At 75.5% G+C, this 20,826-nt stretch carries 22 protein-coding genes and 1 tRNA gene; 15 read left to right on the top strand and 8 right to left on the bottom strand.

The window, feature by feature from the left end:
- Positions 1–49: 49 nt before the first annotated feature.
- From HL189_RS19765 to HL189_RS19755, 3 genes are all read right to left on the bottom strand, one after another.
- The gene (locus HL189_RS19765) at positions 50–1,429 is read right to left on the bottom strand and encodes a PP2C family serine/threonine-protein phosphatase (RefSeq protein ID WP_369135438.1); all 1,380 of its coding nucleotides are present in this window, start codon (positions 1,427–1,429) and stop codon (positions 50–52) included.
- A complete protein-coding gene (locus tag HL189_RS19760) occupies positions 1,426–1,881 on the bottom strand; it encodes an FHA domain-containing protein (protein WP_369135437.1) in 456 nt (151 codons plus the stop codon). The genes HL189_RS19765 and HL189_RS19760 overlap by 4 nt, the downstream gene beginning before the upstream one ends.
- A gap of 67 nt (positions 1,882–1,948) precedes the next feature.
- A complete protein-coding gene (locus tag HL189_RS19755) occupies positions 1,949–2,731 on the bottom strand; it encodes an FhaA domain-containing protein (RefSeq protein WP_369135436.1) in 783 nt (260 codons plus the stop codon).
- 280 nt (positions 2,732–3,011) lie between these two features.
- Here HL189_RS19755 and HL189_RS19750 point away from each other — a divergent pair.
- The 6 genes from HL189_RS19750 to HL189_RS19725 all read left to right on the top strand — a co-directional run bounded on the left by HL189_RS19750 (position 3,012) and on the right by HL189_RS19725 (position 8,209).
- Positions 3,012–3,094: transfer RNA gene (locus tag HL189_RS19750), tRNA-Leu, on the top strand.
- A gap of 143 nt (positions 3,095–3,237) precedes the next feature.
- Positions 3,238–3,897 carry a GntR family transcriptional regulator gene (locus HL189_RS19745; RefSeq protein WP_369135435.1) on the top strand — a complete coding sequence of 220 codons (660 nt, stop codon included), beginning with the start codon at positions 3,238–3,240 and terminating at the stop codon, positions 3,895–3,897.
- A 138-nt stretch (positions 3,898–4,035) separates the two neighbouring features.
- Entirely contained in the window at positions 4,036–5,460 is a 1,425-nt protein-coding gene (locus HL189_RS19740) for an MFS transporter (protein ID WP_369135434.1), read from the top strand.
- Between the two features lie 27 nt (positions 5,461–5,487).
- Positions 5,488–6,363: a transketolase gene (locus HL189_RS19735; protein ID WP_369135433.1), complete on the top strand. Its 876-nt coding sequence runs from the start codon at positions 5,488–5,490 to the stop codon at positions 6,361–6,363.
- Entirely contained in the window at positions 6,360–7,412 is a 1,053-nt protein-coding gene (locus HL189_RS19730; RefSeq protein WP_369135432.1) for a transketolase family protein, read from the top strand. Before HL189_RS19735 ends, HL189_RS19730 begins: the two co-directional genes overlap by 4 nt.
- Before the next feature lie 35 nt (positions 7,413–7,447).
- Positions 7,448–8,209, top strand: a complete 762-nt coding sequence (locus HL189_RS19725) for an SDR family NAD(P)-dependent oxidoreductase (RefSeq protein WP_369135431.1) — start codon at positions 7,448–7,450, stop codon at positions 8,207–8,209.
- A gap of 16 nt (positions 8,210–8,225) precedes the next feature.
- On the opposite strand, the gene HL189_RS19720 is transcribed toward HL189_RS19725, so the two are convergent.
- On the bottom strand, positions 8,226–8,885 hold the full coding sequence (locus HL189_RS19720) for a response regulator (protein ID WP_369135430.1): 660 nt from the start codon (positions 8,883–8,885) through the stop codon (positions 8,226–8,228).
- Positions 8,882–9,886: a histidine kinase gene (locus HL189_RS19715; protein WP_369135429.1), complete on the bottom strand. Its 1,005-nt coding sequence runs from the start codon at positions 9,884–9,886 to the stop codon at positions 8,882–8,884. Before HL189_RS19715 ends, HL189_RS19720 begins: the two co-directional genes overlap by 4 nt.
- A gap of 157 nt (positions 9,887–10,043) precedes the next feature.
- Between HL189_RS19715 and HL189_RS19710 the strand changes: the two genes are divergently transcribed.
- Positions 10,044–10,376, top strand: coding sequence for a hypothetical protein (locus HL189_RS19710; protein ID WP_369135428.1), 333 nt, complete (start codon positions 10,044–10,046; stop codon positions 10,374–10,376).
- Between the two features lie 24 nt (positions 10,377–10,400).
- Here the strand turns inward: HL189_RS19710 and HL189_RS19705 are convergent, their stop codons facing one another.
- Positions 10,401–10,925 carry a DUF1707 domain-containing protein gene (locus HL189_RS19705; RefSeq protein ID WP_369135427.1) on the bottom strand — a complete coding sequence of 175 codons (525 nt, stop codon included), beginning with the start codon at positions 10,923–10,925 and terminating at the stop codon, positions 10,401–10,403.
- Positions 10,926–11,064: 139 nt separating this feature from the next.
- Between HL189_RS19705 and HL189_RS19700 the strand changes: the two genes are divergently transcribed.
- From HL189_RS19700 to HL189_RS19690, 3 genes are read left to right on the top strand one after another with little or no spacing between them, the layout of a single operon-like run.
- Positions 11,065–12,027 (top strand): aldose epimerase, encoded by a 963-nt coding sequence (locus HL189_RS19700; RefSeq protein ID WP_369135426.1) that lies wholly within the window; start codon positions 11,065–11,067, stop codon positions 12,025–12,027.
- A complete protein-coding gene (locus HL189_RS19695; RefSeq protein WP_369135425.1) occupies positions 12,024–12,746 on the top strand; it encodes an MOSC domain-containing protein in 723 nt (240 codons plus the stop codon). The genes HL189_RS19700 and HL189_RS19695 overlap by 4 nt, the downstream gene beginning before the upstream one ends.
- A gap of 18 nt (positions 12,747–12,764) precedes the next feature.
- Entirely contained in the window at positions 12,765–12,980 is a 216-nt protein-coding gene (locus HL189_RS19690) for an RNA-binding S4 domain-containing protein (protein WP_369135424.1), read from the top strand.
- A gap of 187 nt (positions 12,981–13,167) precedes the next feature.
- On the opposite strand, the gene HL189_RS19685 is transcribed toward HL189_RS19690, so the two are convergent.
- Positions 13,168–14,199, bottom strand: coding sequence for an endonuclease/exonuclease/phosphatase family protein (locus HL189_RS19685; RefSeq protein ID WP_369135423.1), 1,032 nt, complete (start codon positions 14,197–14,199; stop codon positions 13,168–13,170).
- Positions 14,200–14,210: 11 nt separating this feature from the next.
- Here HL189_RS19685 and HL189_RS19680 point away from each other — a divergent pair, with 11 nt between their 5' ends.
- From HL189_RS19680 to HL189_RS19660, 5 genes are all read left to right on the top strand, one after another.
- Complete coding sequence (locus HL189_RS19680; RefSeq protein ID WP_369135422.1) at positions 14,211–15,446, top strand: FAD-dependent monooxygenase; 1,236 nt, start codon at positions 14,211–14,213, stop codon at positions 15,444–15,446.
- Between the two features lie 121 nt (positions 15,447–15,567).
- Positions 15,568–17,157 (top strand): CHAD domain-containing protein, encoded by a 1,590-nt coding sequence (locus tag HL189_RS19675; protein ID WP_369135421.1) that lies wholly within the window; start codon positions 15,568–15,570, stop codon positions 17,155–17,157.
- A 22-nt stretch (positions 17,158–17,179) separates the two neighbouring features.
- On the top strand, positions 17,180–18,466 hold the full coding sequence (locus HL189_RS19670) for a metallophosphoesterase (protein WP_369135420.1): 1,287 nt from the start codon (positions 17,180–17,182) through the stop codon (positions 18,464–18,466).
- Positions 18,467–18,559: 93 nt separating this feature from the next.
- Complete coding sequence (locus HL189_RS19665) at positions 18,560–19,300, top strand: GntR family transcriptional regulator (protein ID WP_369135419.1); 741 nt, start codon at positions 18,560–18,562, stop codon at positions 19,298–19,300.
- A gap of 39 nt (positions 19,301–19,339) precedes the next feature.
- The gene (locus HL189_RS19660) at positions 19,340–19,675 is read left to right on the top strand and encodes an EthD family reductase (protein ID WP_369135418.1); all 336 of its coding nucleotides are present in this window, start codon (positions 19,340–19,342) and stop codon (positions 19,673–19,675) included.
- Here HL189_RS19660 and HL189_RS19655 read toward each other — a convergent pair whose 3' ends face one another.
- Positions 19,676–20,764: a GAF domain-containing protein gene (locus HL189_RS19655; protein ID WP_369135417.1), complete on the bottom strand. Its 1,089-nt coding sequence runs from the start codon at positions 20,762–20,764 to the stop codon at positions 19,676–19,678. It lies immediately after the preceding gene.
- Positions 20,765–20,826: the final 62 nt, after the last annotated feature.

Genomic DNA, 20,826 nt, shown 5'->3' with positions numbered 1-20,826 from the left:
CTGCCCGCCGCGGACGCCCGGGGGTCGGTCCCCGGTCCGGGCGTGACCACTAGTCGGCCTCCCGGCAGTCCACTCCCGGCTCATCGGAGCGGGACTGCCCCGTCGTCGTCGGGGTGGACGGCGGCGCCGACCCGGTGGCCGGCGGCGCGTCGGTGCTGGTCGGCTGGGCGCCGTCGGTCGTGGGGGCGGCGCTGCTGGGGGAGGCGGTGCTGGAGGCCGTGCGGCAGACCGGCAGCTGCTGGGCGCGGAGGTTGTCCAGGATCCGCTCGGCGTCGTCCCGGTCGTCGGCGGTGATGCCGCCGGCCACGCGGTTGCGCGCGGCCTGGGTCAGGTCGGTGGTGGCCATCGCGGTGGCCTGGTCCAGGCGGTACAGCTCGAGCCCGACGATGGAGGTGTTCAGGCCCTGGAAGACCGCCACCCGCTCCCCGTCGTCGGTCTCGGCGACGCCGACGAACCAGTGGCCGAGCACGAAGGCGTAGGCGCCGATCGCGGCGGCGCCCACGAGCGCGGCCGCGGCCACCACCACGAGCGCGGTGCGCAGGGGACGGCGGTGGTGCTCCGGCGGGGAGACGGTGGCGGCGGTCGCCGACGGGGCGGCGGCCGCGGGGCCGGCCAGTGCGGCTCGCCCGGCCGCCGATCCGGGGTCGACCTGCCGCTGGCCGGCGTTGTCACCGGCGGCGCCGTCCACGACCGGCTCGATGGAGACGCGGCCGTCGTCCTCGACGACGTCGGCGACGATGCAGGTGATGTTGTCCGGGCCGCCGCTGCGCAGCGCGAGCTCGATCAGCCGGTCCGCGGTCGCCTGCGGATCGGGGTCGCGCAGCGCCTGGGCCAGCGTCTCGAAGCTGACCACCCCGGACAGCCCGTCGGAGCAGAGCATGTAGCGGTCCCCGGCGCGGGCGTCGCGCATCGACAGGTCCGGCTCGACGTCCTGGCCGTTGAGGGCCCGCAGCAGCAGCGAGCGCTGCGGGTGGCTGTTGGCCTCCTCCTCGGTGATCCGGCCGTCGTCGATCAGCGTCTGCACGAAGGTGTCGTCGTGGGTGATCTGGCTGAGCTCGCCGTCGCGCATCAGGTAGGCGCGCGAGTCACCGACGTGGCACAGCCCCAGCCGCCCGCCGGCGAACAGGACGGCGGTCAGCGTGGTGCCCATGCCCTCCAGCTGCGGCTGCTCCCGGATCACCTCGCGCAGGTGCTCGCTGCCCTCGAACACCGCCTGCCGCAGCGCCTGCAGCAGGTCGCCGGAGGGGGCGTCGTCGTCGAGGTGCTCCAGCGCGGCGATGACCACCTTGCTGGCGACGTCACCCGCCGCGTGGCCGCCCATGCCGTCGGCGACGGCGAGCAGCCGCGGACCGGCGTAGACCGAGTCCTGGTTCGTGCCGCGGATCAGTCCGCGGTCGGAGCGCGCGGCGTAGCGCAGGACGAGCGTCATGAGCGGAGCTCCAGCACGGTCTGACCGATCCGGATCGGCTGGCCGGGGGAGACCAGCAGCGGGCCCTGGACCCGTTGCTGGTCGAGGTAGGTGCCGTTGGTGGAGCCGAGGTCCTCGACGTACCACTGGCCCCCGCGGTTGGTGAGCCGCGCGTGCCGGGAGGAGGCGAAGTCGTCGGTGAGCACCAGCGTCGAGTCGTCGGCGCGGCCGATCAGGATGGCCTGCTCCCCGAGGGTGATGCGGGTGCCGGACAGCGGGCCGGCGGTGACCACGAGGTGGCGCGGCCCGCGGCGCTTGCGGCCGGCCTGCGCCCGCGGCGGGACCGAGGTGACCCGCCCCGTGCGGCCGCCGAACAGGTCGGCGCGGACCACCCGGAACGCCGCGAAGATGAACAGCCAGAGCAGCAGCAGGAACCCGAACCGGAACGCCTGGAGCACGATCTCGGAGGTCACGACGCGGCCTTCCCGGCGCTCGTCGGCGGGGGCCGGTGGGTCTTCCCGGGTGCGGTGCCCCGAACGGTCACGGGCCGTCCTGTCGGTACACCAGCACGGAGTGACCGATCCGGATCACGTCGCCGTCGGCGAGGTCCTGCCGGCTCACGCGCCGGCCGTTGACCAGGGTGCCGTTGGTCGAGCCGAGGTCCTCGACGGTCACCGTGCCGCCGGACAGCTGCACGTCGACGTGCTTGCGGCTCACCCCGGTGTCGGGGAGCCGGATGTCGGCCTCGGTGCCGCGGCCCAGCACGTTGCTCCCCGGCTCGAGCACGTGCTTGGTACCGGGGCCGTCGACGACCAGCACGTGGGTCGTGCGCGTCCCGACCCGCCCGGTGAAGGCCGGGTCCTGGGCGCCGGTGTCGGTGGGCATCCGGCCGCGGCCGGCCAGCGGCGGCAGCGGCGGGACGCCGGAGGTGGCGGGCTGCTCGCGGGCGGGCGCGCCGCTGACGTGCGAGGCCACCTCGAAGACGCCGGTGCGCAGCTCCTCGTCGCGCTCCAGCCGCACCTCGACGTCGTCGAAGGTCTGGTACCCCTCGCGCTGGATGTGCTCGGTGACCATGGCGGCCAGCTCGGCCGACAGCTGCTCGGACCACTCGGCGAGGTTGTCGTGGTCGACCGGGCCGAGCGTCACGACGTAGACGTTGGGGGCGAGCACGCGGCCGCCGCTGAGCACGTTCCGCTGCTCGTCGGCCTCGCGCTGGAGGGCGTTGGCGATCTCCGCGGGGTGGACCTTGCCCTTGAAGACCCGGGCGAAGGCGAGCCCGACCATGCCCTCGAGGCGTCGCTCGAAGCGCTGCAGCACACCCACAGTCGCTCCCTTGCGCTCGCTGACCTCCCACCGACCTGAGCGCTGATCGTAACCGGGGGAGGGTCGCCGGGCCGGTCGCAAGCGCAGGACGCCCCGGACCGTTCTCGTCCTGCCCCGGGCGTTCGGCTCTTGTGTACCAGTGCGCGGCCCCGTGCGTGCGCGACCGCGCCGTGCCGGTGCCGGCGGGTGGCCGCGGGTGTCCTCGGAGGGCACCGCGCGGGCCCCGGGAGAGGGGGTCCTCGGGCCGCGCGAGGAGGGCTGATAGTGTCCTTCCTCGCCAGGGCAAGTGGCGGAATGGCAGACGCGCACGGTTCAGGTCCGTGTGTCCGAGAGGACGTGGGGGTTCAACTCCCCCCTTGCCCACCCAGCTGAGGGCCGGTGACCGACGGGTCACCGGCCCTCGCTGCGTTCCCGGTGTCCGCTCACCGGTCGGCCAATGTCGACAGTCGGCACGCCGTTGTCGACACAGACGCCCGGTAGGGTGCGGAGCGACGAGGAGGTGCCGCGTGAGCATCGAGCCGCTGGCCAGCCTGGACCGCAGCACGCTGCGGGAACGGGCGCTGGAGGTGCTCCGGGCGGCCATCCTCTCCGGCCGGTACGGCCCCGGGGACCACCTCGGCGAGGTCGAGCTGGCCGGGTCCCTCGGGGTCAGCCGCGGCACGGTCCGGGAGGCGCTGCGGCACCTGCAGCAGGAAGGGCTCGTCACCGCGGGCAACCGGGGCATGTTGCGGGTCAGCACCCTGAGTCCGCACGAGGTGCGCGAGCTCTTCCGGGTCCGCGAGGCGCTCGAGGGCCTCGCCGTCCGTGAGCTCATCGCCTCCCCCGGACGGGGGTCCGCGGTCGCAGCCCTGCGGACGGCGCTGGACCAGATCACCGACGACGGGGACCCCGCGTCGCGGATCGAGGCGGACCTGGCCTTCCACCTCCAGCTCTGCCGGCTGTCGGGCAACTCCATGCTGGTCGAGGCCTGGCAGCGCCTCGAGGGCCGGATGCGCGTCGCCATCCTCAACGGTGCCGCGTGGCAGGCGCCGATGATGGCCCGCGACCGGCACGCCCCCATCGTCGACGCGATCGAGCAGGGCGACGTGGCTGCGGCCCTCGCTGTCGTCGAGGAGCACATGGCAGCCGCGGCGGAGCACTTCGCCGCGGCGTCCGACCCCTCCTGACGGCTCCGCCGGCGTGAGTCGGCGTTCTCGAGGTGACCCTTGACACTGTGGCGGGGGCCATTCATCCTCGTTGGCAGTCGACTGTTAACAGTCAACTGATAACGGGGAACCGACGCCCACTGACCACCGGAGGTCACCATGACCGAACGGCCCCCCACCGTGCGCGACCCACATCTCGGGGACGTCGCCGCCTGGCACCCCATCGAGGGCACCCCGACCAAGAAGAAGGTCGCCATGGGGTGCTCCGTCGGGGCGACGATCGAGACCTACGACTTCATCGGCTTCGGCATCGCCGCGGCGCTGTACTTCAACACCGCCTTCTTCCCGGCAGGCGACCCGTTGTCGGGCACGCTGCTGTCCTTCGCCACGCTGGGCATCGGCTTCGCCGTCCGCCCCCTCGGCGGGATCATCGGCGGCTACCTCGGCGACAAGATCGGCCGCAAGCCCGTCCTCGTCGGTTCCCTGCTGCTCATGGGGATCGCGACGGTCCTCATCGGCTGCCTGCCCACCTACGACCAGGTCGGCATCTGGGCCGGCGTCCTGCTGGTGCTCGTGCGGGTCGTGCAGGGCCTCGCGTTCGGCGCGGAGTGGGGCGGCGCGATCCTCATGTGCTTCGAGCACGCGCCGTGGCGCAAGAAGGGCCTGTACACCGGCATCACCCAGGCCGGCTTCCCCGTCGGCCTGCTCCTGGCCAACCTGGCCTTCCTGGCCAGCGTCCCGCTGGGTGGCTCGTGGGCGTGGCGGGTGCCGTTCCTGCTGTCCGCCGTGCTGATCGTCGTGGGCATCGTGATCCGGCTCAAGGTGGAGGAGTCCCCGGAGTTCGAGGAGCTCAAGGAGGAGGGCGAGCTCTCGAAGAACCCGCTCCTCGAGGTGCTCCGCGACGACTGGCGCAACATCCTGCGCGCCTTCTGCCTGCGGGTCACCGAGACCGCCGGCTACGCGGTGTCGGTCACGTTCATGCTGTCCTACGTCGTCGCCGAGGACCTCGCCGACCGGTCGGTCACGCTCACGGCGACGATGATCGCGGCCGGGATCGGGATCTTCGCCACCACCTACTGGGGCGCGCTCACCGACCGGATCGGCCGGCGCCCGGTGTACCTGCTGGGCACCGCGCTGCACGTCCTGTGGGGCATCCCGCTGTTCCTCATGGTCAACACCGGCGCCGCGGTGGCGATCGTCATCGCGTTCGTCGTCAGCTACGCGGTCCTGCAGAACTCGCTGGCCGGGGTGCAGGGCGCCTGGTTCTCCGAGCTGTTCGCGACCAAGACCCGCACCACCGGCGCGTCGCTGGCCTACCAGCTGTCGGCCGTCGTGTCCGGGTTCACCCCGCTGATCACCACCGCGCTCTACGCCGGGTACGGCTGGACCGGCCCGGCGCTGCTCTTCATGGGCTACGGCCTGCTCGGCCTGGTCGCCGCGCTGCTGACCCGTGAGACCTGGGGTCGCACCGAGCGCGACGAGGTGGCCGCCCTGGAGCGCTCCCTCACCGGTGGAGCCGCCGTCCCCACCCCCCGCACCCGGACGTCGGAGCGGCAGCTGGCCTCCGGCCCGACGACCGACTGACCCACCCGACCGAGAGGAGCACACGTCATGACGTCACCGCGCACAGCACAGGCCGCGGCCGCCCCGGTCGACCGGGCAGAACGGATCGAGCGGATCCGGCAGGCCGCGTACCGGATCCGGCGGAACGCACTGGACATGGGGGAGGTGCAGGGGCAGGGCTACATCGGCCAGGCGCTCGGCGTGGCCGACGTGCTCGCCGTGGTCTACACCGACCAGCTGCGGTACCGGCCCGAGGACCCGCACTGGCCGGACCGCGACCGGTTCCTGCTGTCCATCGGGCACTACGCGATCGCCGCGTACGCCGCCCTGGCCGAGGCCGGGACCATCCCGCTGGAGGAGCTGGAGACCTACGGGTCCGACGACTCCCGGCTGCCGATGTCTGCGATGGCCTCCTACACCCCCGGCATGGAGATCTCCGGCGGCTCGCTGGGCCACGGGTTGGGCGTGGCCACCGGGATGGCCCTGGGACTGCGCCACCAGGGGAACCCGGCACGGGTCTACGACCTGCTCTCCGACGGCGAGTTGGACGAGGGCTCGACGTGGGAGGCCGCGATGGCCTGCGCCCACCACGGCCTGGACCACGTGACCGCGATCGTCGACGTGAACGCCCTGCAGGCCGACGGACCCACCGCCGGCGTGCTGCGCACCGAGCCGGTCACCGACAAGTGGCGGGCGTTCGGCTGGCACGCCCTGCGGGTCGACGGCAACGACGTCGCCGCGCTCGTCGACGCCTTCGACGAGGTCCGGGAGCACCGTGGCTCGCCGTCGGTGCTGATCTGCGACACCCGGATCGGCTCCGGCGTGCCGATGCTCGAGAACCGGGAGAAGGCCCACTTCATGCGGGTCGACGAGCACGAGTGGCAGCTCGCCCGCACCCAGCTCCAGGAAGGACTGGCCCGATGACCAGCACCGCCCCCCGCAAGCGGCTGACCACCTCGGCGATGATCGCGTCCTTCGCCGACCCGGGGCAGCGCACCACCAGCGCCCCGTTCGGGCATGCCCTCAACAGGCTGGCCGAGGAGCGGCCCGAGATCGTCGGGCTCTCCGCCGACCTGGCGAAGTACACCGACATGCACGTGTTCCGCGATGCCCACCCCGACCGGTTCTTCCAGATGGGCATGGCCGAGCAGGTGATGCTCGGCGCGGCGGCCGGCATGGCCGAGGTCGGCCTGGTGCCCTTCGCGTCCACCTACTCGGTGTTCGCCACCCGGCGCGCCTACGACTTCCTGTGCCTGGACATCGCCGAGCCGGGGCTCAACGTCAACGTCGTCGGCGCGCTGCCCGGGCTCACCACCGGTTACGGGCCCAGCCACCAGGCCACCGAGGACCTGGCGATCCTCCGCGGCTGCCCTGGCCTGACGATCGTCGACCCGTGCGACTCGGTCGACATCGAGCAGGCCGTGCCGGCGCTCGCGGCCGCCCCCGGGCCCACCTACCTGCGACTGCTGCGCGGGGCGGTGCCGACGGTGCTGGACGAGTACGACTACCGGTTCGAGCTGGGCAAGGCCGCCGAGCTGCGCACCGGCCGGGACGTCGTGCTGATCTCCACCGGGCTGATGACCATGCGTGCCCTGCAGGCGGCCGCCAGGCTCGAGGCGGACTCCGTCGACGTCGCCGTCCTGCACGTGCCGACGATCAAGCCGTTCGACACCGAGGCGGTGCTGCGGGCGGCGCGGACCGACCGGCTGGTGGTCACCCTCGAGAACCACACGGTGATCGGCGGGCTGAGCGAGGCGGTCGCCTCGACGCTGGCCTTCGCCGGTGCGGGCACCCGGGTCGTCCCGATCGCGCTGCCCGACGAGTTCCTCGCCGCCGGCGCCCTGCCCACGCTGCACGACCGCTACGGCCTGTCGACCGACGCGATCGTCGCCAAGGTCAAGCACGAGCTGGGCGGCGCCGGCCGGCCCGTCCGCGCGGCCTGGCCGGCCGACCCCGCGCCGGCCACCGCCTGACCCCCACCCACCCCCGACACACCCCAGGAGAAGACATGTCCGTCCACGGCAGGACCGCCGTCGTCACCGGCGCCGGCTCCACCCGCGGCATCGGCCGCGCCACCGCCCACACCCTGGCCGCCGCCGGCTGGGACATCGCCGTCCTCGACCTCGACGAGGCCAGCGCGAAGGACGCCGCGCACGAGATCGGGGAGCGGCACGGCGTGCAGGCCGTCGGCCTCGGCTGCGACGTCACCGACGAGGCCTCTGTCGACGGCGCGCTCGCCGTCCTCCAGGAGGCGCTGCCCCCGGTCGGCGCCCTGGTCAACAACGCCGGCATCACCTCCCCCACCCGGTTCCTCGACGTCACCGGGGAGGAGTGGGACCGCATCTTCGCGGTGAACGTCCGCGGCGCCTTCAACGTCACCCGCCGGATCGCCCCGGGCATGGCCGAGCGCGGCTTCGGGCGCATCGTGTTCCTGGCGTCGGTGTCGGCGGAGCGGGGCGGCGGCGTGTTCGGCGGGGTCGCCTACTCCGCGGCGAAGGCCGCCCAGCTGGGGTTCACCCGCGCGCTGGCCCGCGAGCTGGGTCCCGACGGCGTGACGGTCAACGCCGTCGCCCCGGGCCTGATCGACACCGACATCACCGGCGGGGCACTCGAGGGGGAGCGCAGGGCGGAGCTCGTCGCCGGGATCCCGGTCGGCCGCAACGGCAACGTCCACGACGTCGCAGATCTCATCACCTACCTGTGCCGCGAGGAGTCCGGCTACATCACCGGGGTCACCTACGACGTCAACGGCGGCTCGCACATCCACTGACCGGCCCGGGCCGGCCTCACGGTTCGATGAGGCCGGCCCGGATCGCGTACCGGGTGAGCTGGGTGCGGTCCCGCAGCTCGAGCTTCTGCAGCACGTTGGCCCGGTGGCGCTCCACCGTCTTCACGCTGATCACCAGCAGGGCGGCGATGTCCTTGGACGACCTCCCCTCAGCGATCAGCTTGACGACCTCCTCCTCCCGCGGGGTGAGGACGTTGCCGGGCAGGCGTTCGCCGCGCCGCGCCCGCCGCAGGTGCTCCCGCATGAGGGAGGTGAGCGCGTCGGGGTAGATGAACGACTCCCCCCGCACCGCCGCCCGGCACGCCTCGACGAGGTCGCGATCGGCCACGGACTTCAGCACGTAGCCGCAGGCGCCGGCCTTGAGGGCCTCGAAGAAGTACTGGTCGTTGTCGTACATCGACAGCAGCAGGATCCGCGGCGACGGCGACCGCCGGGACATCTCGCGGGCGGCCTGCAGACCGGTGAGCCCGGGCATGGCGACGTCCAGGACGGCCAGGTCGACGTCGATGACCCGGGACAGCGCGAGCGCCTCCCGGCCGTCGCCGGCCTCGGCCACCACGGTCAGGTCGGGTTCGTTCTCCAGGATCAGCCGCACCCCCCGGCGGACCAGCGCGTGGTCGTCGGCCAGCAGGACCCGGGTGATCCCGGCCGTGCTCATGCCCAGTCCCCCCGCACGGGCACCGGCACGAACAGGAGGAGCTCGGTCCCGCCCTCGGGGTGGTTGCCCGCGGTCAGCGTCGCGCCCACCAGCATCGCCCGCTCGCGCATCCCCCGGATCCCCGCCCCCTCCGGCGACCGGCGGCCGAGTCCCCGGCCGTCGTCGGTGATCCGCAGCAGGACGGCGTCGCCCGCGAGCGTCGTGGAGAGCTCCACGACGACACGGCTCGCGTCCGCGTGCCGGGCCACGTTGGTCAGCGCCTCCTGGGCCACCCGGTAGACGACCAGCTCCGCCTGCGCGCCGAGCTCGGGGAGGTCCGAGCTGAACCGCCGGCACGCCTCGGCGCCGGTGAGCCGGGCGTGCTCGGTCACCAGCGAGGTCAGCGCGCTGACCAGGCCCAGGTCGTCGAGCACCCCCGGCCGGAGACGGCGGGCCACCTGGCGGACCTCGTCGAGGCTGGCCCGCGCGGTCTCCTGGACCAGCAGCACCTCCGGCGCGAGGTCGGCGGGCACCCGGTCGGCCACCCGGCGGAGGCCCAGGAGCACCGCGGTCAGGCTCTGCCCCACCTCGTCGTGCAGCTCCTGGGCGACCCGCTGCCGCTCGGCCTCCTGCGCCGCCAGCGCCAGGGCGCTGCTCGAGCTCCGCTCGGCCTCCAGCCGGGCCAGCATCGCGTTGAAGCTGCGGATCAGGTCCGACACCACCCCGTTGCCCACCTCGGGCAGCCGCTGCCCCGGCTGGAGCAGGTCCACGCCCTCCATCAGGTGGCGCAGGCGGTCCAGCGGGGCCAGCGTGGCCCGCAGCAGTGCGCCGTTGGCGAGCAGGATCAGGGCCAGCCCGACGGCCAGGACGACGGCCTCGGTGGCGAGCACCGGGGTCGAGACGGTCGCCGGTGAGGCGGCGAGCACCGCCGTCCCCGCGGCGAAGACCACCCCGTTGATCAGGCACACCCGCCAGAACAGCGACCGGCCCCGGCCCGCGGCCACCTCGGGTGCTTCGCTCATGGTCGCCGTCCCCACCGCCCGACCACTCCGCCGGTGGCCGCTGCCCCCGAGACTCGGCCATCGGAGCGCGCGGGCCAAGGGGCCGGGCCGGAGATGGGGGGAAGCCCCCATCCCCGCCCGGCGCCGGTTGCTGCCGCCGCGACGCTAGGTTCGCCGCATGCAGGCGGCGCGCTCGGGTTCCCTGGCCGGACCGGTGGTCACGCTCGCGCTCGCCGGCTCCGCAGCCCTCGTGCTCGGCGCCGGTGACGCGATCGGGTTCCGCAGCGCCGGCGCGGAGGCGCTGCTCACCATCGCGTGGCTCCTCGGCTGGACGCTCCTGGCCTGGGCGACGGTCCTCGGGGGAGTCTGCGCGGTCGGGCTCGTCCGCCGGCTCGTGGCCTGGCGGGGTGCCGCCTGGTCCGAGGTCTCGCTCGTCGTCGTGGGCGCCGCGGTCATCGTCGCCGTGATCAGCACCCATCCCCTGTGGGGGAGCGGCTCGGGCGCGGGATAGCGACCACGTGGCGCGGCGCGGGCCTCAGTGGCCGGACGGGAGCCCGCGCCGGTCGCGGTCCCGGTCGCGGCCGCCGTCGCCCAGCCGGCCACCCAGGGTCTGGGCGAGCAGCACCGCGCCCCACGGCCCGATCACCCAGATCGGCCAGAAGTACTGCCAGCCCGCGACGAGGGACGTGGCCAGCCAGATGGTCAGCACGATCACGCCGGTGCCTGCCCAGCTCGCCCACGCGGCCCGGACGCCGCTGCCGCCGGCCCACGCGCCGCCGCCCCACGGACTCCAGCCCGCGTGACCGTGGGCGGGCGGCGCGTGCCAGGTGCCCGGGACCGCCGTCGGCGCCACGGTGGGGCGCTCGAGCGGGGGCAGGTCCTCGGTGAGGGGGTCGAGCTCGCCGTAGGTGCGGGCGGCGTAGGCGCGGGCCAGCCGGTCGTCGAACTCCTCGACGGTCAGCCGCCCCGCGGACAGGTGCTTCCCCAGCAGCTCGGCGACCCGCGCCCGGTCGGCATCGGCGGCGCGGAGGTGCGGGGCGTGGGATGCGGGGTCGGGCATCGCGTTCTCCTCGGGTCAGGTGGATCGAGTCTCGGGTGGCGGCGCCCCCGGGTCCACTGACGTCTGTCACGACTTCCGGTTCCACGTGGAACCGTCCGCCCGCTGTGGTGAGGTGTTCCCGACGCCCGAGGAGGACCGCATGCCGCTCGACCCCGAGCCCGCCCCGTCCGACGACGACGCGACGGCCGGCCCGTGGCCGCCCACCGCGCCGCGGGAGGCCCGGGTGCGCGCCGGCGCCGCCGAGCTCGCCGTCGACCTGCGCGGCGGGGCGCTGCGCCGGCTGCTGGTGGGCGACTGGGACGTGCTGGACGGCTATCCGGCCGGCACCGTGCCGGCGGGCCGCCGCGGCGGCGTGCTGGTGCCGTGGCCGAACCGGCTGCGCGGCGGGCAGTGGTCGTGGCGGGGGGAGGACCTGCAGCTGGAGGTGGTCGGGCCCGCCGCGCCGAACGCCGTGCACGGGCTGCTCACCGCCCAGCCCTGGACGGTGCTCACCCAGCGGGACGACGCGGTCTCGGTCGGCACGGTGCTCGAGCCGCGGTCGGGCTACCCCTTCCGGCTCGCGGTCGCGCTGGACCACACGCTCGCCCCGGACCGGCTCACGGTGACCGTGCGGGTGCGCAACGCCGGTGACGGCGAGGCCCCGTTCGGCGTTGGCATGCACCCCTACCTGCACGTCGGGGCCCTGGAGGAGGGCGGCCTGGCCGACGCGGAGCTCACCGTGCCCGCCCGGCGGGCGCTCGACGTCGAGGAGGGGCTCCCCACCGGGAGCAGCCGGCCCTTCGACGGGGCCGTCGGCCGGATCGGGGACAGGCAGCTCGACGACCCGCTCACCGACCTGGTGCGCGACGACGACGGCTGGGCCCGGGTGCGGCTGCGCGGCCCGGCGGGGGAGCTGGAGCTGGCCGTCGACCGGTCGTGGCCCTGGCTGCAGGTCTACTCCGGCGACACGCTGCCGGCCGGGCAGCGCCGCCGCAGCCTCGCCGTGGAGCCGATGACCTGCCCGCCCAACGCGCTGGCCGACGGCGTGGACCTCGTCGTCCTGCCGGCCGGGGGCACCTGGTCGGGCACCTGGACCCTGCGCTGGACCCCGGCGGCGCCGTGAGCCTGCAGGTCCTGGAGGTGTGGCGCTTCCCGGTGAAGTCGCTGCTGGGGGAGCGTCTCGACGCCGCGGAGGTCGGCCCCCAGGGCGTTGCCGGGGACCGCGCGTGGGCGCTGTTCGACGCCGCGACCGGCCTGGGGCTGACCGCCCGGCGGGTACCGCAGCTGCTGTTCGCCGCCGGCCGGCTGCGCGCCGACGGCGGGGTCGAGGTGGTGCTGCCCGACGGCACGGTCACCGCCGACGAGGCCGTCCTGTCCGGCTGGGCCGGGCGCCCGGTGGCGCTCCGCCCGGCCGCAGAGGTGACCGGACCGCGCCGGTACGAGAACCCGGAGGACGCCGAGGACGAGGAGCGCGGGCGCTGGAACCCCTTCTCCGGCGCCGACGGCGCCTTCCACGACAACGCCGACGCGCGGGTCACCCTGGTGTCCACCGGCACCCTCGGATCCTGGGACCGCCGGCGCTTCCGCGCCAACCTGGTGCTCGCGGGCGGAGGCGAGGACGACCTGGTCGGCAGCCGGGTGCGGCTGGGCGGGGCGGAGCTCGACGTCGTCCGGTCCGTGCCGCGGTGCGTGATGACGACCCGGCCGCAGGCCGGCGGGATCGCCCGGGACACCGGGGTGCTGAAGACCATCCACCGCGAGCTCGGCGGGGCGCTCGCCGTGGGTGCCCTGGTCGCCCGTCCCGGCCGGGTCGCGGTGGGCGACGCGCTGGTCCGGATCTGAGCGGGGCAGGATCGCGCCGTGCGCACCGTCGAGCTCCGTCCCGGGGACGAGTCCATCCGGCTGGGTCAGCTGCTGAAGCTGGTCGACGCCGTCCCCTCGGGCGCCCAGGTCAAGGACGTCCTCACCGCCGGTGACGTGCGGGTGAACGGCGAGCCGGAGGACCGCCGGGGCCGGCAGCTGCGCCGTGGTGACGTCGTGTCGGTGACCGGCCAGGAGGACGTGCGCGTCGACTGAGCGTGAGCAGATCTTGCTTCTGCGTGATCTTGCCTCGGCGTGTCCACAGATTGCCAGGAACCTCACAGGCCACAGGTGAATGCCGGAGGATCCGGGGCATGGGCGGTTCAGCCCCCGGGCGGTGGTGGTGGTGCGGACCCGCCGCCCGGGGCTGCAGCTTCTACCCCGGCCCCTCCGCGCTGAACCGTCACGCACGCGGGATGCGCAGGTCGGCGACCAGCGCCCGGTGGTCGGAGCCCGGCAGGCGCACCACCCGCAGCCCGGCCACCCCCACCCGCGGGTCGACGAGGACGTGGTCCAGGGTCAGCCTCGGCTGGGGGAACCGGACCGGCGCCCAGGTCGCCCGCAGCCCCTGTCCCGCCGCGCGCCCGGCGTCCACCCAGCCGCGCCGCACCAGGCGGCGGAACGCGGCGTGGTCGGCGCTGGCGTTGAAGTCACGGGCCAGCACCGGGACGGCGTCGCCGCCGGGCGCCGGCAGCCCGGCCAGGTCCTCCTCCCAGGCCCGCACGCCGGCCGTGAACGGTAGCGGCGGATGGGCGTGCACAGCGGTGACCTCGACGTCCGGCCCGCCCGGCAGCGCCAGCCGCAGCAGCGGCTGCTCGAAGTGCCCGGCCGCCCGGCTCCGCGCGACGACCGGCAGCCGCGTCCACACCGAGCCCCCGGCACCGAGCCGCGCCGGGTCGGCCGGCAGCAGGGTGTGCTCGGCGGGCAGCAGCCCGGGGAGGCCGGCGGCGACCAGCCGGTCCCGGCCGTCCCGGGTGACCTCCATCAGGGTGAGCACGTCGGCGTCGCAGCCGGCGACCAGGTCGACCAGCGCGCCGGCGTCCGCCCGGCCGTGGAACGTGTTGGACGAGACCAGCCGCAGCCGCCGGCCCGCCGCGGCAGCGGGCTGTCGCCGGGCGCGGGCGAGCACCGGCACGGCCAGGGCCACGGTCGCCCCCGCGGCCAGGGCGGTGGCGGCCCGTGACCGGGCGAGCAGGGCCGCGCCCAGCGGCAGGGCTCCGGTGGCCGCCGCGTACGGGGTGAACGTCAGCGCCGGCACCAGCGGGAACCCGCGTTCGGCCCCGGTCAGCCGCAGCGCGGCCCAGACCGCCCACGGCACGGGGAGCAGCAGCGCTCCGCGCTCGGGGACGGGCTGGCGCGGGCGCACGCCGTCCATCGTGCCCGGGGCGGCCCCGCCGCGGCCGAACGCCTTGTCCGGCCCCCGGCCTCCGGTCATCCTCGGGACGCATGGACGTCGTCTGCGTCGGCGGGGGCCCGGCGGGCCTGTTCTTCGCGGTGTGCGCCCGGAGACGGGTGCCGGGGCTGTCCGTCCGGGTCGTGGAGCGGACCCGGCCGGGGGCCACGTCGGGCTGGGGCGTCACCTACTCCGACCGGCTGATGGACCTGCTGCACGCGAACGACCCGGGAGGCGCAGCGGAGGTCCGGGCCCGCTCGGTCGCCTGGCACGAGCAGGAGTGGCGGCTGCACGGCTCCTCGGCCTACGTGCCGCACTTCCGGTCCGCCCTCGAGCGCTCCGCCCTGCTGGAGATCCTCACCCGGCGGGCCGTCGAGCTCGGCGCGGAGGTCGAGTTCGGCCAGGAGGTGGATGACGTGTCCGCGCTGCGGGGCGCGGACCTCGTCGTCGCGGCCGACGGCGTGGGCAGCCGGGTGCGGCGGCAGTTCGGCGAGCACTTCGGCACGACGACGGTGACCGGGCGCAACCGCTACCTGTGGCTGGGCACCGACCGGGTGTTCCCGCGGATGACCTTCCCCTTCGAGCGGACCGACGCCGGCTGGATCTGGATGCACGCCTACCCGTCGAGCCGCACGTCGAGCACCTGCGTGGTCGAGTGCCCACCGGAGACGTGGGAGGGCCTCGGCCTGGACACCATGCCGACCGACCAGGGGCTGCGGCTGCTGGCGGAGGTCTTCGCTGAGCCGCTGCGCGGGCGGCCGCTCACCGGCCGGTCCGCGCACGACCCGGGGTCCTGGCAGCGCTTCCAGCACCTGACCAACCAGAGCTGGGTCCACGAGAACGTCGCCCTCATGGGCGACGCGGCCCACGCCGCGCACTTCACCTGGGCGTCGGGCACCCGGCTGGGCATGACCGACGCCGCGGCGCTGGCCGAGAGCCTGGCCGCGGAGCGCGATCCAGCCGCGGCGCTGGCTGCCTACGACCGGCGGCGCCGGGAGCGGGCCAACCGCACCGTCGAGTCCGCCCGGCGCCGCGCCGAGCGCTGGGAGCAGCTCGACGGGCAGCTGGACAGGGACGCGTTGACGTTCGTGTACGGCAAGAGCGGACGCCGGGACGAGGCCACGCTGCGGCGGCTGCGCCCGGTGTACCAGGTGGGGCAGCTGGGCGTCGTCCGGGCCGCCGGCCGCCGGGCCCGCGCGGCCCGCCGCTGGTACCGCAACCGGGGGCGCTGGCCGAGCGGGAACGGGGCGCCGGTGGTGCCCGCCGGGGACCGGGTGCCCTCCCGCTGAGCGCCCGGCAGGCCCTCCGCCGGGTCGCGTCCGCCGATGTCGGCGAAGATGAGCCGGACAGGGCGTCCGCGACGGGTCCGCCAGGAGGCGGGCGGTCGCGGCGACAGAGGGAGTGGCAGCGGTGGCGGTCGAGCACGTGGAGATCGAGCGGAAGTTCGACGTCGAGGAGTCCTTCGTGCTGCCCGACCTCCGGGACGTCCCCGGCGTCACCGAGGCGTCGCCGCCGGTCGAGCACCTGCTGGAGGCCACCTACTACGACACGGCCGACCTGCGGCTGGCGCGCGCCCGGGTGACCCTGCGCCGCCGGACCGGGGGGAGCGACGCCGGCTGGCACGTGAAGCTGCCGGCGGCGGCCGGGGCGCGGCGCGAGCTGCACTCGCCGGCCGGGCGGGCCGCCCGCACCCCGCCGAAGGCGGTGCTGGAGCCGGTGCTCGGCATCGTGCGGTCCGCGCCGGCCGAGCAGGTGGCCGCGCTGCGCACCCGGCGTCAGGTCGTCGAGCTGCGGGACGCCGAGGGCGGGGTGCTCGCCGAGATCGCCGACGACCACGTCACCGGGACCGTGCCGTCCACCGAGCCCGGCGGGGCCGCCGTCGTCACGGCGTGGCGCGAGCTGGAGGTCGAGCTGGTCGACGGCGACGAGGCGCTGCTCGCCGCGGTGGCCGAGGCGGTGCAGGCCGCGGGCGCGCGGCCGGCCGCCTCGCCGTCCAAGCTCGCCCGGGTGCTGGCCGACCGGCTGGCCGGCCTCGACGGGGCGGCGCCGGCGGGCGCCCCCGAGCCGGCGACCGGCAAGAAGGGCAGGAAGGGCAAGAAGAAGCAGCAGGCGGACGGCGGGGACCCCGGCCGCCCCGCGGGCGTCGTCCTCCGCGAGGTGCTCCGCGACCAGGTCGCCGCGCTGCAGGACGCCGATCTGATGGTCCGCACCGGTCAGCCCGACGCGGTGCACCAGGTCCGGGTGGCCTGCCGCCGGCTGCGCAGCACCCTGGCCGCCTTCCGCCCGGTGCTCGACCGCGCCCAGACCGACGCGCTCCGGCAGGAGCTCTCCGAGGTGGGGGCCGCGCTGTCCGGCGGCCGGGACGCCGAGGTCGCGCTGGGCCACCTGCGCGCCCTCGTCGCCGGCCAGCCGGAGGAGCTCGTGCTCGGCCCGGTGGCCGCGCGGCTGCAGCAGGCCGAGATCAAGGAGCTGCAGGCGGCGGAGGGCACGGCGCGCACGGTGCTCTCCGGCGCGGCGTACCTGCGGCTGCGCGACGACCTGGACGCGCTCGTGGCCGATCCGCCGCTCACCGAGCACGCCGCGGCCCCGGCCGACGAGGTCGCGCGGGAGGTGCTGGCCCGGACTGCGAAGCGGCTGCGCCGGGCCGTCTCCGGCGCGATGGACACCGACGACCCGGCCGCGCTGCACGAGGTCCGCAAGGCCGCCAAGCGGGTGCGGTACTCCGCGGAGGCGGTGGTGCCGGTGCTGGGGGAGCCGGTGGCCGAGCTGGTCGACGCGCTCAAGGACGTGCAGGACGTGCTCGGCGCCCTGCAGGACACCGTCGTCACCCGCGAGCTGTGCACCCGGATCGGGCTGCAGGCCTTCGGGGCGGGGGAGAACGCCTGGACGTACGGTCGGCTGCACGGCCTGGAAGAGGCCCGGGCGGACCGGGCCGAGCAGGACTTCTGGGCGTGCTGGCCGGTGCTGAGGCCCGTGCTGAAGGCCGCCGTCCGACCGTGAGGCGGCCGTCGCGTGGGGAGGAGTGGTCCTGATCGGCTTCGCGGTCGTCGTGCTGGTCGCGATGCTGCTGTTGCACGGGTACCTGTGGTGGCGGCTGGTGCGCGCGACGACGCTGCCGGGCCGGGTCCGCCGCGGGCTGACCCTGCTCGTCGTCGTCCTGGCGCTGTTGCCCACGCTGGCGGTGACCCTGCGGGGCAGCATCCCGCTGGCGGCCTACACGCCGCTCGCCTGGGCCGGGTTCAGCTGGCTGGGGCTGGCGTTCTACACGTTCCTGGCCCTGCTGGTCACCGAGCCGGTCCGGCTGGCGGCCCGGCTGCGCCGCCGCGACCCGGCGCCGGCACGGCAGGAGGTCCTCGTCCCGTCCGGGCCGGACACCCCGGCTCCGGCTCCGGCCCCGGCTGCGGCTCCGGCTCCGGCTGCGGCTCCGGCTCCGGCGGAGCCGCCGGAGCTCCCGCGGCGGTTGTTCCTCGCCCGCACCCTGGCCGCCGGGGCCGGCGCGGTCGCGCTGGGGACGGCGGGGACCGGCGCGGTGCTCGCCAACTCCGCGCCCGTCGTCCGCCGGGTGCCCGTGCGGATCCCGCGGCTGGACCCCGCGCTGGCCGGCCTGCGGATCGTCACGTTCTCCGACGGGCACCTGTCGGCCACCTACGGCGGGCGCCGGTTCGAGCGGGTGGTGGAGACGGTCAACGCGCAGCGCCCCGACGTCGTGGCGATCGTCGGCGACCTCGTCGACGGCGAGGTCGACGAGCTGCGCGAGGACGTGGCGCCGCTGGCGGACCTGGTCAGCGAGCAGGGCGTCTACTTCGTGACCGGCAACCACGAGTACTTCGCCGACACCACGGCCTGGCTGCGCCACCTGCCCACGCTGGGCGTCGACGTGCTGCGCAACGAGCGGGTGGAGGTCCGCCGCGGCGCGGCCGCGTTCGACCTGGCCGGCATCGACGACCGGACGGCGGTGATGTCGGGGCTGCCCGGGCACGGCGCGGACCTCGACGCCGCGCTGGACGGCCGGGACGACACGCGCCCGGTAGTGCTGCTGGCCCACCAGCCGGTGCAGGTGGCCCAGGCCCGCGCGGCGGGGGTGGACCTGCAGCTGTCCGGCCACACGCACGGCGGCCAGCTGTGGCCCTTCGACTACGCGGTCCTGCTCGACCAGCCCGCCGTGGAGGGCTGGTCGATGCAGGGGGACACGCAGCTCTACATCACCGCCGGGGCGGGCTACTGGGGTCCGCCGATGCGGGTGGGGGCCCGGCCCGAGGTGACGGTGATCGAGCTGCAGCCCGGGCAGCCGGTGGACCCCGGGCGCTGAGGCCGGCTCCCCGGCCGCCGCCCCGGGCCGCGGCGCTGCGGGCTTCGTACGTCATGACGTCTAGACGTCTCCTCGTGCAGTACCTTTCTCGGCGTGGCGAGTCTGGAGGCCGGACCCAAGTACCTCGCGGTCCGCGAGGCGCTCCGCCGCCGTGCCTCCGCCCTGCCGGAGCACACGCTGCTCCCGCCCGAGCCGGTGCTGTGCGCCGAGTACGGCGTCAGCAGGATCACCCTGCGCCGCGCGGTCGACGGGCTGGTGGCCGACGGGCACCTCGTCCGCGAGCAGGGGCGCGGCACCTTCGTGAGCCGGCCCGGCATCCGGCACGAGTACCGGGAGAGCTTCGTCCACCGCATCGCCGGGTTCCACTCCGTGATGACCGAGCAGGGCGCGCAGGTCGGCACCACGGTGCTCGCCCAGCGGGTGGTGCCTGCCGCACCCGCCATCGCCGCCGAGCTGTCCCTGGGCGCGGCCGAGGACGTGGTCGAGCTCGTCCGGCTGCGCAGCGTCGACGGGGCGCCGAACCACGTCGTCCGCAGCTTCCTGCCGGCCGAGCGCTACCCGACGGCGGCCGCCGAGGACTTCGGGCACGGCTCGCTGTACGAGTTCCTGCGCCGCGAGTACCAGGCCGACCTCGCGCACGCCCGGATCGTCGTGGACGTCGGGACGGCGGCCGCCGACGAGGCCGACCTGCTGGAGGTGGTCGCCGGGTCGCCGCTGCTGGTGGTCCGCACCACGGTCCGGGACACGAGCGGCCACCCGCTGGTGCACAGCTTCTCCCGGCTCCGCCCGGACGTCAGCCAGGTCGAGTTCGAGGTGTCGGTCGGCGGGCGCTGACCCGCCTCCTCCCGCGTTCCCGCCGTCCGGCTCGGGTAGGTGCCCCGCACGACGGTCAGCTTCTTCGCGCTCCACCGCACCCCCGACGACCCGGCCGACTTCGACGAGAAGTACTTCGGGACCCACGTCCCGCTGGTCGAGAAGACCCCCGGACTGGTGGAGGACCGCGTCCACCGGGTGCGGCGCCAGGTGGTCGGCAAACCGAGCTACCACCTGCTCGCCGAGCTGGTCTTCGGGTCGAGGGAGGCGATGAGGGCCGCCTTCGACTCGCCGGAGTGGGCGGCCAGCGGCGCGAACCTGCAGGAGTGGGGCGGCATGGACCTGGTGACCAGGTTCACCGCGGAGCCCTTCGGGCCGGGGGCCGGCTCCAGCTGATCAGGCCGACAGCTCGAACGGCGAGGCCTGCAGCCGCAGCCGCTGCTCGCGCAGCAGCACCCGGTCGACGGCGTGCTCGACGTGCCGGGCCAGCCCGGTGACCGCCGCGAGGACCGACTCGTCCAGCGGGCGCTCCTGGTCCCAGCCGACCATGAGCGCCCCGATCGAGGAGTGCTGGCCGAGGACGAGCGGCACGGCCAGGCCGGCGGCCACGCCCCCGGCGGGGAGGCGGGCCAGGGCGGTGAACTGGCGCGCCCCCTCCTCCCGGCTCGGGACGGTCACCAGCCGCCGGTCGCGGGCGGCCGCGCCCATCGGGTGCTCGTCGCCGAGGCAGACCGTCGCCACCGGGCCGGCGGACGGCGGCGCCCCGGTCACGGCCGCCCACACCCGCAGGTCGGTGCTGCCGGCAGCGCCCAGGCCGAGCAGTGTCGCCGTGGCCCCCAGCGGCGACCGGACCAACCGGTCCACGGTGCGCAGCACCTCGGCGAAGGTCTCGACCGGCAGCAGCGCCTGGCTGAGCCGGGCGACCAGCCGGGCCCGGTCGGCCTCGGCCTCCGCGGCCAGCAGCGCGACGCGGGCCGACTCGGCCGCGGCGGCCGCCGAGGCGTCCGCGCGCCGGGTGGCCGCCCGCGACTCCTCCTCGGCCAGCTCGACGGCGCGCAGCTGCAGCTGCCGGGAGCACTCCGCGGCCAGCCGCTGCAGCACGGCCAGCTCCCGCGCCGTCCAGGTGCGCGGCCGCACGTCGACCGCGCACAGCACGCCGATCGGGTGCCCCTGGCCGTCGACCAGCGGCATGCCGGCGTAGGCCACCACGCCGAGGGCCGTCACCGCCTGGCTGTCCGGGGCGTTCGGTGCGTTGCCGAAGTCCCGGATCACCAGCGGGGCGCCGGTGAGCACCACGGGCAGGCTCAGCGACTCGCTCAGCGGCGAGGAGCGCTGGCTGACCCACGGTTCCGGGAGCCCGAACATGCCGGGGAAGACCTGCCCGCCCTTGGAGACGAGCACGACGAAGGCACGTGGGGCGCGCACCTGCGCGGCGAGGTCGGCGGCCAGCCGGTCGAACACCGGGTCCGGCCGGGCGGGCAGCACCGACCACGTGGGCAGGTCGTTGAGCTTCTCTCCCGTGGTGACCGCCCCCGTCGTCCTCGTGC

The sequence above is a fragment of the Modestobacter sp. I12A-02662 genome, assembly GCF_041028325.1.
Classification (GTDB): Bacteria; Actinomycetota; Actinomycetes; order Mycobacteriales; family Geodermatophilaceae; genus Modestobacter.
The sequence above is the reverse complement of the archived record's forward strand: the minus strand, read 5'-3'. Positions and strand labels throughout refer to the sequence as shown.

What these genes read in the sequence shown, in the direction of transcription:
- HL189_RS19765 (WP_369135438.1), bottom strand. Translation starts at nt 1,429, where the DNA reads ATGACGCTCGTCCTGCGCTACGCCGCGCGCTCCGACCGCGGACTGATC.
- HL189_RS19740 (WP_369135434.1), top strand. Translation starts at nt 4,036, where the DNA reads ATGACCGAACGGCCCCCCACCGTGCGCGACCCACATCTCGGGGACGTC.
- HL189_RS19735 (WP_369135433.1), top strand. Translation starts at nt 5,488, where the DNA reads ATGACGTCACCGCGCACAGCACAGGCCGCGGCCGCCCCGGTCGACCGG.
- HL189_RS19730 (WP_369135432.1), top strand. Translation starts at nt 6,360, where the DNA reads ATGACCAGCACCGCCCCCCGCAAGCGGCTGACCACCTCGGCGATGATC.
- HL189_RS19725 (WP_369135431.1), top strand. Translation starts at nt 7,448, where the DNA reads ATGTCCGTCCACGGCAGGACCGCCGTCGTCACCGGCGCCGGCTCCACC.
- HL189_RS19720 (WP_369135430.1), bottom strand. Translation starts at nt 8,885, where the DNA reads ATGAGCACGGCCGGGATCACCCGGGTCCTGCTGGCCGACGACCACGCG.
- HL189_RS19715 (WP_369135429.1), bottom strand. Translation starts at nt 9,886, where the DNA reads ATGAGCGAAGCACCCGAGGTGGCCGCGGGCCGGGGCCGGTCGCTGTTC.
- HL189_RS19710 (WP_369135428.1), top strand. Translation starts at nt 10,044, where the DNA reads ATGCAGGCGGCGCGCTCGGGTTCCCTGGCCGGACCGGTGGTCACGCTC.
- HL189_RS19705 (WP_369135427.1), bottom strand. Translation starts at nt 10,925, where the DNA reads ATGCCCGACCCCGCATCCCACGCCCCGCACCTCCGCGCCGCCGATGCC.
- HL189_RS19700 (WP_369135426.1), top strand. Translation starts at nt 11,065, where the DNA reads ATGCCGCTCGACCCCGAGCCCGCCCCGTCCGACGACGACGCGACGGCC.
- HL189_RS19685 (WP_369135423.1), bottom strand. Translation starts at nt 14,199, where the DNA reads ATGACCGGAGGCCGGGGGCCGGACAAGGCGTTCGGCCGCGGCGGGGCC.
- HL189_RS19680 (WP_369135422.1), top strand. Translation starts at nt 14,211, where the DNA reads ATGGACGTCGTCTGCGTCGGCGGGGGCCCGGCGGGCCTGTTCTTCGCG.